This is a genomic window from Empedobacter sp. UBA7620, from assembly GCF_002484185.1.
In the GTDB taxonomy this organism is placed as follows: domain Bacteria; phylum Bacteroidota; class Bacteroidia; order Flavobacteriales; family Weeksellaceae; genus Empedobacter; species Empedobacter falsenii_C.
The window spans coordinates 91,218-103,674 of record NZ_DLJI01000026.1 but is presented as its reverse complement, the minus strand read 5'-3'; the positions used below and the strand labels follow the sequence as shown (position 1 = coordinate 103,674).

The window sequence follows — 12,457 nt, the reverse complement described above, 5'->3', positions numbered from 1 at the left end:
AAATTCTATTCTCGATACAATTTTTATTCAGTTTGTACTGAACTAAAAATCACTCGAATTGACGAATTTTAATTCAAAATGCATAAGAGGTTTATTTTAATATTTACTACGCCGTTTTTATCGTTTTCATAGCAGTCATAGCTTTACGAAGTTTTTTTCCTACAGTTTCGACAGGATGATTACGTAAAACATCATTTATGTGTACCAATGTCGCATTATCAACAGCATTGTCTTTTCCTTCGTTGTAATTTTTCCCAACAACATCTACGTTTACTTTTGTCATGAAATCTTTTAACAAAGGTTTACAAGCCTGATCGAAAAGATAACAACCATATTCTGCTGTATCAGAAATCACTCGATTCATTTCGAATAATTTTTTACGAGCAATTGTATTTGCAATCAATGGAGTTTCGTGTAATGATTCGTAGTAAGCAGATTCAGGTTTAATTCCAGCTTCTACCATAGTTTCGAAAGCTAATTCAACTCCAGCACGAACAAAAGCAACCATTAAGGTATAGTTATCAAAATATTCTTGTTCTGTAATATTTGCGTCGCCTGCAGGTGTTTTTTCAAAAGCAGTTTCACCAGTTTCAGCTCTCCATTTTAATAAGTTTTTATCATCATTCGCCCAATCTTCCATCATTGTTTTACTAAATTCACCCGAAATAATATCATCTTGATGTTTTTGGAATAATGGACGCATAATGTCTTTTAATTCTTCTGATAATTCAAAAGCTTTCACTTTAGCAGGATTACTTAATCTATCCATCATACCGCTAACTCCGCCATGTTTTAAGGCTTCAGTAATGACTTCCACACCATATTGAACTAATTTTGAAGCGTAACCAGCATCAATTCCATTTTCAACCATTTTATCGAAAGAAAGAATAGAACCTGTTTGTAAAAGACCGCATAAAATGGTTTGTTCTCCCATCAAATCAGATTTTACTTCTGCCACAAAAGAAGATTTTAAAACTCCTGCTCTGTGTCCACCAGTTCCTGCACAATATGCTTTTGCTTGGTCAAGTCCTTTTCCTTCGGGATCATTTTCTGGGTGAACGGCAATTAATGTTGGAACTCCAAATCCTCTTAAATATTCTGCTCGAACTTCCGAACCAGGACATTTTGGAGCAACCATGATTACCGTAATATCTTTACGAATTTGAACACCTTCTTCTACGATATTGAATCCATGAGAGTATAAAAGTGTAGCACCTTCTTTTATAAGAGGTTGAATAGTGTTAACTACTTGCGTGTGTTGTTTGTCTGGCGTTAAATTTGCCACAACATCAGCATTTGGGATTAATTCCTCGAAAGTTCCTACTGTGAAATTATGACTTGTTGCATTTTTCCAAGAATCTCTTTGTTGTTCAATGGCTTCTTTGCGTAACGCGTACGAAACGTCTAAACCACTGTCGCGTAGATTTAATCCTTGGTTTAATCCTTGGGCACCGCAACCTACAATCACAATTTTTTTACCTTTTAATGCTTCTGTATCTTTTGCGAATTCTGAGTTATTTAGAAATTCTGCTTGCCCTAGTTGATATAATTGATCTCTTAATGATAGAGAATTAAAGTAATTAGTCATTTTTGTATTTTTTAATAAAATTTATTTGTTGAATTGTTCGTCTTTACATTGTGAAAACTGAGGTTCCTTCGTTTAGGAATTCATTTTCGATTACTTCTTTTGATGGCTCGTCTTTCTCGAATTGTAATAATTTTTCATGAAAACCAGCACTCGCTTTGATAATCGCTATTCTGGCTCCTCGAACAAATTCTATTAAGCCATATTTAGTTAATTCTTGTGTTAGATTATCAATTTCCTCACGATGACCAGCTGTTTCAAAAACTGTATAATCATTGCGAATCACAACTGTATTTGCACCATATTGACGCAATAAACGTTCTACGTATGCCTTTTCTGCAATAATATTCGTTGGCACTTTGTATAAAGCTTGTTCTTGCCAGATTAATTCATCATTATTATTGAAATAAGCTTTAAGAACATCGATTTGTTTTTCAATTTGCATGCAAAGTTTTCGAACGACTTCTTCAGATTCTTCAATAACAATTGTAAATCTGTGTACATTTTCTATTTCTGATGGAGAAGTGCTTAAACTTTCAATATTAATTTTTCGTCGAGTAAAAATTCCTGCAACTCTTCCTAAAATTCCTATGGAATTTTCTGTATATAACGTAATTGTATATTCTTGTTTTGAGTCCATAATAATTTATTTTAATCTAATTTCAGAAACACTTGTACCTTGTTCTACCATAGGAAATACATTATTTTCTTTTCCTACCATAACTTCTAAAAGATATGAACCATCATGTTCTAACATTTCTTTTAATGCATTTTTCAAGTCATTTCTCGCCTCTATTTTTTGACCTTCTATTTGATACGCTTTTGCAAGCGCAACAAAATCTGGACTTGTAATATCTACGAAAGAATAGCGTTTGTCGTTGAATAATTCTTGCCATTGACGAACCATTCCAAGGAAGCTATTGTTTAGAATTAACATTTTTACTTTAGCTCCGAATTGCATAATCGTTCCCATTTCTTGTAACGTCATCTGGAAACCACCATCTCCACAAACCATGACAATGTCTTTTTCAGGTGCTCCGTACCATGCTCCAATTGCAGCAGGTAAACCAAATCCCATCGTTCCTAATCCACCAGATGTAACCAAAAGCTTAGAATCTTTGAATTTCGCATAACGACAAGCTGCCATTTGATGTTGCCCAACGTCTGTCACAATTACTGCTTCTCCGTTTGTTAACTCATTTAATGTATTAATAACCTCAGCCATAGACATCACATCAGTTGTTGGGTGGAATTCTTTATCAATAACTTCTGTACGTTCTTCTTTTTCGAGATCTCTAAATTCTTTTAACCATTGAGAGTGATCATTAGGATCAATTAAATTTGTTAATAACGGAAGTGTTTTTTTACAATCTCCCCAAACTGGCACTGCAACTTTTACATTTTTACCAATTTCTGCAGGATCAATATCAAGATGAATGACTTTCGCTTGTTTTGCATATTTGTCTAAACGTCCGGTTACGCGGTCATCAAACCTCATCCCAATAGCAATTAATATATCGCAATCATTTGTTTTGACATTCGGAGAATAATTTCCATGCATTCCTAATAAACCAACATATTGTGGATGATCTGTATCCAAAGAACTTAATCCCATTAAAGTTGTAGCCACTGGAATTCCAGATTTTTCTAAGAAATCTTTTAATTCTTGCTCTGCTTTTCCAAGCAGAATTCCTTGACCAATAATCGCAAATGGTTTTTTTGCTTGATTAATAAGTTCAGCAGCAGCTTTTACATATTCAGTTCTTATTTCTGGTTCTGGTCTATAACTGCGAACATGAGTGCATTTCTCATATTTTTTCTTTTCGATAAGCTGTATTTGAGCATTTTTTGTAATGTCAATCAATACAGGTCCTGGTCGTCCAGAACGCGCGATATGAAAAGCTTTTGCTAAAACATCATTGATTTCTTCCGCATCAGTAATTTGATAATTCCATTTCGTGATGGGATTAGTAATGTTGATAACATCAGTTTCTTGAAAAGCATCCGTTCCTAAAAGAGAAGCGAAAACTTGTCCTGTGATACATACGATAGGATTACTATCAATCATGGCATCAGCAATTCCGGTTACTAAATTCGTTGCGCCTGGCCCACTCGTAGCAAAAGCTACACCTACTTTTCCTGAAGTTCTTGCATAACCTTGCGCAGCATGAATACCACCTTGTTCATGACGAACTAAAATGTGTTCTAATTTATCTTTGTAATCATACAAAGCATCATAAATAGGCATAATTGCGCCACCAGGGTATCCGAAAACTGTTGTCACTCCTTCGGATAATAAAGCATTAATAATTGCTTGTGAACCTGAAATTTGAGTTGGTTTATTGGTCAGTAAGACATCCTTCTGAAGCGTTTCCGACTTGCTTTGCGTATTTGTATAAGACTCCATTTTTTACTTTTAATGCGGGTTGTTTCCAGTTATTTTTTCGATTTTCTAATGTTTTTTCATCAACCAAAAGATTCAATTCATTCTTGTTGATGTCAATTTCGATGAGGTCATCATTTTCGACTAATGCGATTGGACCTCCTTCAAAAGCTTCTGGTGTGATGTGACCGACGACAAATCCGTGTGTTCCGCCACTAAATCGTCCATCAGTAATTAAAGCGACTTTATCTCCCAATCCAGCGCCGATAATGGCAGAGGTTGGTTTCAACATTTCTGGCATTCCAGGACCTCCTTTTGGTCCTTCGTTTCGGATGACGATAACACTTCCAGCTTTGATTTGTAAATCTTCAATTGCTTTCAGAACTTCAACTTCGCTATTAAAAACTTGTGCTTTTCCTTTGAAATAGAAACCTTCTTTTCCAGATATTTTTGACACTGATCCGCCTGGAGCAAGGTTTCCGTAAAGCATTTGTAAGTGTCCAGTTTCTTTTATGGGATTAGATAATGGACGAATAATATTTTGCTTAGAGAAATCTAAATCAGGAACTGATGCTAAATTTTCTGCTAATGTTTTTCCAGTAACCGTTAAACAGCTTCCATCGATTAATCCTTCTTGTAACATATATTTTAAAACAGCAGGAACTCCTCCAACTTTACTCAAATGTTCCATCAAGTATTTTCCACTAGGTTTTAAGTCTGCTATTACTGGTGTTTTATCGTTTATTGCTTGTATATCGTCTAATGATAATTCGATGTTCATTGTAGCCGCAATTGCTAATAAGTGCAAAACAGCATTTGTACTTCCGCCTAAAAAAACAATCGTTTTGATGGCATTTTCTAAAGAATTCTTCGTGATGATATCACTTGGTTTAATATCTTTTTCTAATAAAATTCTTAGGTAATGCGCCGAAGTAGTACATTCGTTTTTCTTTTCTTGACTAAGAGCAGGATAAGATGAAGAATAAGGTAAACTCATTCCCATAGCTTCAATCGCCGCTGCCATCGTGTTTGCTGTGTACATTCCGCCGCAAGCGCCCGGACCAGGACATGCATTTTGAATGATTCCACAAAAATCTTTGTCATCAAGATTTCCGTTTAATTTTTTACCTAATGCTTCAAATGCAGAGACAATGTTTAATTCCTCTTCTTTGTAATGTCCAGGAGCAATTGTTCCACCATAAATCATGATTGAAGGACGATTCAAACGTCCCATTGCCATAATCGATCCAGGCATGTTTTTATCACAACCTGGTATTGTGATTACGCCATCGTAAAAGTGGCCTGCACAAACAGTTTCGATCGAATCTGCGATGATTTCTCTACTTACCAAAGAGTAGCGCATTCCAGAAGTTCCGTTGGTAATTCCATCGCTAATTCCGATAGTATTGAACTTCAATCCGATTAGGTTTTCGGCTTTCATTCCGTCTTGTACCAACTGCGCAAATTGATTCAGGTGCATATTGCAAGTATTTCCATCGTATCCCATACTTGCAATTCCGATTAGTGGTTTTTTTAGGTCTTCGTTAGTTAGGCCAATCCCATGTAACATCGCTTGTGACGCGGGTAAAGTGTCATCTTGCGTTACGGTTCGGCTGTGTTTGTTTAGTGCTTCGTTGTTGTTTTTCATCACTGTTTATTTGACATTTGTTTGTATTAAAAACATAAAAAAAGCCACCTTGAATAAAGGTGGCTCATAAAAAATCGTTCAAAAAATTCGTCATAAAACCACCTTTCCTAATCGTAAGACCAAGACTAAAATAATAATGATAATAATGACGAAATTGTTTTGCATAATATTGTTTAATTAATTTTTCTCCATAAAAAAAGCCACCTCGTTAAGAAGTGGCTTTAATTGTTATTTTGTACGTACACAACTAATTACCACTCCTTGGAATAAGAATGACTAAAATAATCAAGTTGATAATGTTGTGAACTAATTTCATTTTCTTTTTTTGATAAATCAAAGCTAGGATTAATTTTTTTAACTTAGCTCAACTTTTTTTATAAATTTTCCGAAAAATTTTCATTAATTAAAAATTCGCATTTTAACATTGCTTTTTTTGAAGATTGTTTAAAAATAAGTTTATAAAATTTTATATTTGCAAAACTTTGGAACAGAAAACTATTCACAACGTTTTTAGCTTATACGATTCTTCAGATTTCGTACAGAAGCTTATTGTCAATTTTAAAAATAATCCACAGCATAAAGTCAATATCAAAGGTTTTTTAGGTTCAGGATTGAGTATTTTAACGGGTCATTTATATGATCGTGTTGCGCGACCAACGATTCTAATTTTTGATGACAAAGAAGAAGCGGCTTATGTGTTGAATGATTTGGAAACTTTGTTTGATAAAGAACAAATTCTATTTTTCCCGTCATCTTACAAGCGTCCTTACGAAATTGAGGAAGTAAATAATGCGAATGTTGTCATCAGAACAGAGGTTTTAAATGTGTTATCGCATTCGAAACGACCAAAAATTGTGGTGACGTACGCAGAAGCCTTGTCTGAAAAAGTGGTAACAAAAAAAGCGCTTTCTACGAATACGCTTAAAGTAAAGGTTGGGAATGATTTGGGGATTGATTTCTTAACGGAAGTTTTATCCTCTTATAATTTTCATCGTGTTGATTTTGTTTCTGAGCCGGGAGAATTCTCGATTCGTGGAGGAATTATAGATGTTTTTTCGTTTTCGAATGAACACCCTTATCGAATTTCGTTGTTTGGAGATGAAGTTGAAACCATCAGAACGTTTGATATCGAGAATCAATTGTCTATTGCAACGACCAAAGAAATTACGATTATTCCGAATCTTGAAAGTAAATCGATTAATGAAAAGCGAGAGAGTTTTTTAGAATATATTTCGAAGGATAGTTTAATTATCGCCAAAAATATTTCTGTTTTAGCAAAACAAATTACCAAGAATTTTGAACAAGCTGAAAATGCTTTTGCTGAATTAAAAGGAGAAATTAAACAAGCAGAACCGAATCAATTATTTTTGAATAAAAATGCTTTTCTTCAACAAATTTCATCTTTTGGAGTGATTGAATGTTCGATGAAATCTTATTTTGAAACAGTTGAAGAAATAGAATCACCATTCAAACCTCAACCAAGTTTTAACAAACAATTCGAATTACTAATTGATGATTTGAATGAACACAAAAACGAAGGTTTCAAAAATGCACTGATTTGCTCCAATGAAAATCAAATCAAACGTTTTGAAGAAATTTTTGATGATATTGGAAAAGAAGTTTCTTACATTCCAGTTTTGGGTTCTATTTATCAAGGTTTCATTGATGAAGAAATCAAATTAACATGTTATACCGATCATCAGATTTTTGGACGTTATCATAAATTCAATCTTCGAAATTCATTTTCCAAAAAAGAAGCGATTACGCTAAAGGAAATCAATTCGTTGCAAGTTGGAGATTTTGTGACGCATATCGATTACGGAATTGGAAAATTTGCTGGTTTGGTAAGATTGAATAATAATGGCGTAACGCAAGAATCAATCAAATTGATTTATCAAAATAATGATATTCTGTACGTTAATATTCATTCGTTGCATAAAATTGCGAAGTTTAGAGGAAAAGATGGCGCTGAGCCAAAAATCTCGAAACTTGGTTCACCAGCTTGGAAAAATTTAAAGAATAAAACCAAAGCTAAAGTAAAAGAAATTGCCTTCGATTTGATTAAATTATATGCGAAACGTCGTGCTAGAAAAGGCTTCGCGTATTCTCCTGATACATATTTACAAAATGAGTTGGAAGCTTCTTTTATTTATGAAGATACGCCCGATCAGTACAAAGCGACGCAAGATGTGAAAGCTGATATGGAATCTGAACGCCCTATGGATCGCCTGGTTTGTGGTGATGTAGGTTTCGGGAAAACGGAAGTCGCGATTCGTGCGGCGATGAAAGCTGCAGTAGATGGAAAGCAAGTTGCTGTTTTGGTTCCAACAACGATTTTGGCTTTTCAACATTTCAAAACATTTTCAGAGCGTTTACGAGATTTGCCTGTGAAAGTAGCTTATCTCAATCGATTTGTAACAGGAGCAAAGAAAAAGGCCGTTTTAGATGGTTTAAAATCTGGTCAAGTTGATATTGTGATTGGGACGCATCAATTGGTTAATCCAAAAATTGAGTACAAAGATTTGGGATTATTAATTGTGGATGAAGAGCATAAATTTGGTGTTGGTGTAAAAGATAAATTGAAAACACTTCGCGAAAATATTGATACATTAACCTTGACAGCGACGCCAATTCCGCGTACACTTCAATTTTCGTTGATGGCTGCTCGAGATTTGTCGGTTATCAAAACTCCTCCACCAAATAGACAACCTGTCGATACACAATTGGTTGGTTTCAATGAAGAGATTTTCCGTGATGCGATTATGTACGAAATGCAACGTGGTGGACAAGTTTATATCATTCACAATCGTGTGCAATCGTTGAAAGATATTGCAGGAATGGTGCAACGATTAGTTCCTGATGCGCGTGTGGCGATTGGTCATGGACAGATGGATGGGAAAGAATTAGAGGCTGTTTTGCTCGATTTTATTGATGGTCGATATGATGTTTTTGTGTCAACAACAATTATCGAATCTGGTTTGGATGTTCCGAATGCGAATACGATTTTAATTAATGATGCGCAGAATTTTGGTTTGGCGGATTTGCATCAAATGCGTGGGCGTGTTGGTCGTAGTAACCGCAAAGCGTTCTGTTATTTGGTTGCGCCGCCACTTTCGGTTTTAACGGACGAAGCGCGTAAACGTTTGCAAGCAATTGAGCAGTTTTCTGATTTAGGATCAGGATTTAATATTGCCATGAAAGATTTAGAAATTCGTGGAGCGGGAAATCTTTTAGGTGCGGAGCAAACAGGATTTATGATGGATATCGGTTTCGAAACGTATCAAAAAATCTTGAATGAAGCGATTGAAGAATTGAAAGAAACAGATTTCAAAGATTTGTTCGAAGATCAAAAATCGGGAGAAGTAAAATCCTATGTTTCGGATGTACAGATTGATTCGGATTTACAAATTATGTTCCCAGATGAATACATTGAAAGTTCGGAAGAACGTTTGTTGTTATACAAAGAATTAGCTGATATCGAAACTGAAACAGATTTACAAACGTTTAAAAATAATTTGATTGACCGCTTCGGAAAATTACCAATTGAAGCCGAAAATTTATTGGAATCAATTCAATTGAAATGGATCAGTAAAAAATTAGGTTTCGAACGCTTGGTGATGAAAAATGGAATTTTGTTGGCTTATTTTATTAATAAACCACAAAGCGAATTTTATCAGTCAGAAGAATTTAGATTAATTTTAAATTACGTTCAAAATAACCCTAAAAACATCAGTTTTAAGGAAAAATCACCCAAAAAAGGAGAAGAGTATCCAACATTGTTAGTACGATTTGAACATATTAAAACTGTGCATGAAGCACTGCAAAATCTACAAAATTTATTAATTCATTAACTTTTTTAAGTTTTAATTAGTAATCTAATAAAATACATAGGGAGAATTGACCAAGTTGTTAGTTCTCCTTTTTTTATTCAATCATCAAACTTCCGATATAGATAAATAATATATAATTTATCATATAAAGAACTATAACTAGCTGAAAACTAATTTACATAAATAATATGATATTTTATTATTATTTTTATCGATAAAATATTAGTTGGAAAAATAGTAAAGTAGTTATGGAAACAGCATCAAGTTATATTCCTATTCTCATCCTTTTTGTGGTTGCTTTTGCGTTTGTAGCGGGTACTATCGTTGCGACACATTTGCTTGGGCCGTCCAGAAAAACAGACGAAAAATTAGAGAATTTCGAGTCTGGGATTGAGAAAGTAGGAAATGCAAGACAGCCATTTGCAATTAAATACTTCCTAGTAGCCATTTTATTCGTGTTATTCGACGTAGAGGTGATCTTCTTTTATCCGTATGCAGCGAATTTTAAAGAATTAGGTTGGGAAGGTTTTGCAGCAGTTGTAACATTCGTTGGATTATTCTTTGTGATGTACTTGTATGTACGCAAAAAAGGAGCTCTTAATTGGGAAAAATAGAGCGATTAAAATTCTAAAATAATAGTATAATGATTCATAATAAAAGACCAGTAACACACAATACCAATGTGAAGATTGTAGAGTCTCCAGGTGGTTTTGAAGGTGAAGGTTTTATGGCGATGCAACTATCAAAAGTGGTTGGATTAGCGCGTAAAAACTCTATTTGGCCTTTACCATTTGCGACAAGTTGTTGTGGAATCGAGTTTATGGCGACTATGGGTTCGACATACGATTTGGCACGTTTTGGATCTGAACGTTTGGCTTTTACGCCTCGTCAGTGCGATTTGTTGATGGTAATGGGTACAATTTCTAAAAAAATGGCGCCAGTTCTGAAGCAAGTTTACATTCAAATGGCAGAACCTCGTTGGGTAATTGCTGTTGGAGCTTGTGCAAGTTCGGGAGGAATTTTTGATACATATTCGGTTTTACAAGGAATTGATGAAGTAATTCCAGTCGACGTTTATGTGCCAGGTTGTCCGCCTCGTCCAGAAGCAATTATTGATGGTGTAATGCGTATTCAGGAGTTAGTAGAGAGCGAAAGTGTTCGTCGTAGAAGTAGCGAAGAATATCAACAACTTTTAGCAAGTTATGGAATTAAATAAGTTGAAATAATGGACAATTCATTTATAAAAGACCGTTTGGTTCAGAAGTTTCAAGAAAATATATACGGATACGAAGAGCATTTCGGTGTATTGATTTTATACGCTAACAAAGATTTCAATCTAAAGATTTTACAATATTTATATGATGATGAGCAATTGTCTTTCAAATTTTTGAAGGATTTAACAGCCATTCATTATCCTAATAATGTTGGAGAAGAATTGGTTGTAACCTATTTAGTTTATAATCTATACGAAGGAGTTGAAGTTCGATTAAAATTTGTTTTGCCAATCGAGAAACCTTCGATTTTTACAGCAACTAAATTATTCGAAACAGCTAACTGGTTAGAGCGCGAAGCGTATGATTTCTATGGAGTTGATTTTGTAGGACATCCAAATTTAATTCGTGTCATGAATGTCCCAGAAATGGATTATCATCCATTACGCAAAGAGTTTCCATTAGAGGATCAAACGCGTAAAGACAAAGACGACGATATGTTTGGTCGTGGTGGTGATTTCAATTATGGAGGTTTTAATGTAAAAGCAAATTAACCATGGGAAAAGAGAAAACTAAAAAATTAAAGCATCTTGATCTTCCAGATGGTTCGTTAGAAAAAAGCACAATTACCTTAAACTTAGGGCCTACGCATCCTGCAACACATGGGGTATTTCAAAATATTTTAGAGATTGATGGTGAAATCATCAAATCTGCGGTTCCTACAGTTGGGTATATTCACCGCGCTTTTGAGAAAATTGCTGAACGCAAACCTTTGTACCAAATTACACCTTTGACAGACCGTTTGAATTATTGTTCGGCTCCGTTAAATAACTTAGGTTGGCACATGACAGTTGAGAAATTCGTTGGAATTGAAGTTCCAAAACGTGTTTCTTATTTGCGTGTTATCATTATGGAATTGGCTCGTATGGCAGATCATATCGTATGTAATTCGATTATGGGTGTTGATACAGGAGCATTTACAGGATTCCTTTATATGATGAAATATCGTGAGTTGATTTATGAGATTTACGAAGAAATTTGTGGTTCTCGTTTAACAACAAATATTGGTCGTATCGGAGGTTTCGAACGTGATTTTTCTGAAGTTGCATGGACAAAAATCCATCGTTTCGTGAGAGAGTTTCCAGATGTCTTAACAGAGTTTGAAAACTTATTTTTACGTAACCGTATTTTTATGGATCGTACACAAGGAGTTGGAGGAATTTCGGCTGAGCGTGCATTAAATTATGGTTTCACAGGACCAAATTTACGTGCGGCTGGTGTAGATTATGATGTTCGTGTAGCGAAACCATATTCTCGTTACGAAGAATTCGAATTCGATATTCCAGTTGGTACAACGGGGGATTGTTACGATAGATTCTTAGTTCGTGGTCAAGAAATGTGGCAAAGTTTAAGCATCATCAAACAAGCAATTGCAAAGATTGATGCATTAGAAGGAGAAGAAGCTACGCAATATCATGCCGATGCTCCAGACTTCTATTTACCACTAAAGAAAGATGTTTACACAAAAATGGAAGCGTTAATCTATCACTTCAAAATTATTATGGGAGAGGTAGATATGCCAAAAGGAGAAATTTATAATTCAATAGAAGCTGCAAATGGCGAGTTGGGTTATTATTTTGTTTCTGATGGTGGACGTTCGCCATACCGTTTACATTTCCGTAGACCTTGTTTCATTTATTATCAAGCTTATCCAGAATTGATCGAAGGATCAATGATTTCAGATGCCATTATTACAATGAGTAGTTTGAATTTGATCGCTGGAGAATTAGATGCTTAATA

At 34.8% G+C, this 12,457-nt stretch carries 9 protein-coding genes; 5 read left to right on the top strand and 4 right to left on the bottom strand.

Annotated features, from left to right (window positions below; genetic code table 11):
• Positions 1 to 106 precede the first annotated feature (106 nt).
• Genes ilvC through ilvD form a run of 4 tightly spaced genes read right to left on the bottom strand, consistent with a single transcriptional unit; the run spans position 107 to position 5,616 of the window.
• Complete coding sequence (gene ilvC, locus B2217_RS05800; RefSeq protein WP_180905465.1) at positions 107 to 1,588, bottom strand: ketol-acid reductoisomerase; 1,482 nt, start codon at positions 1,586 to 1,588, stop codon at positions 107 to 109.
• 43 nt (positions 1,589 to 1,631) lie between these two features.
• Positions 1,632 to 2,225 (bottom strand): acetolactate synthase small subunit, encoded by a 594-nt coding sequence (gene ilvN / locus B2217_RS05795; RefSeq protein ID WP_180905464.1) that lies wholly within the window; start codon positions 2,223 to 2,225, stop codon positions 1,632 to 1,634.
• A gap of 6 nt (positions 2,226 to 2,231) precedes the next feature.
• A complete protein-coding gene (gene ilvB / locus B2217_RS05790) occupies positions 2,232 to 3,992 on the bottom strand; it encodes a biosynthetic-type acetolactate synthase large subunit (protein ID WP_180905463.1) in 1,761 nt (586 codons plus the stop codon).
• Entirely contained in the window at positions 3,925 to 5,616 is a 1,692-nt protein-coding gene (gene ilvD / locus B2217_RS05785) for a dihydroxy-acid dehydratase (protein ID WP_180905462.1), read from the bottom strand. Before ilvD ends, ilvB begins: the two co-directional genes overlap by 68 nt.
• 482 nt (positions 5,617 to 6,098) lie before the next feature.
• On the opposite strand from ilvD, the gene mfd reads away from it, so the two are divergent.
• The 5 genes from mfd (at position 6,099) to B2217_RS05760 (ending at position 12,455) form a co-directional block, all read left to right on the top strand.
• Entirely contained in the window at positions 6,099 to 9,467 is a 3,369-nt protein-coding gene (mfd, locus tag B2217_RS05780; protein WP_180905461.1) for a transcription-repair coupling factor, read from the top strand.
• 227 nt (positions 9,468 to 9,694) lie between these two features.
• Positions 9,695 to 10,060 carry an NADH-quinone oxidoreductase subunit A gene (locus B2217_RS05775; protein ID WP_038333379.1) on the top strand — a complete coding sequence of 122 codons (366 nt, stop codon included), beginning with the start codon at positions 9,695 to 9,697 and terminating at the stop codon, positions 10,058 to 10,060.
• A gap of 29 nt (positions 10,061 to 10,089) precedes the next feature.
• Positions 10,090 to 10,662, top strand: a complete 573-nt coding sequence (locus B2217_RS05770) for an NADH-quinone oxidoreductase subunit B (protein ID WP_038333376.1) — start codon at positions 10,090 to 10,092, stop codon at positions 10,660 to 10,662.
• 9 nt (positions 10,663 to 10,671) lie between these two features.
• A complete protein-coding gene (locus B2217_RS05765; RefSeq protein WP_291122191.1) occupies positions 10,672 to 11,211 on the top strand; it encodes an NADH-quinone oxidoreductase subunit C in 540 nt (179 codons plus the stop codon).
• A gap of 2 nt (positions 11,212 to 11,213) precedes the next feature.
• Positions 11,214 to 12,455, top strand: a complete 1,242-nt coding sequence (locus B2217_RS05760) for an NADH-quinone oxidoreductase subunit D (protein ID WP_038333370.1) — start codon at positions 11,214 to 11,216, stop codon at positions 12,453 to 12,455.
• The last annotated feature ends 2 nt before the right edge of the window (positions 12,456 to 12,457 follow it).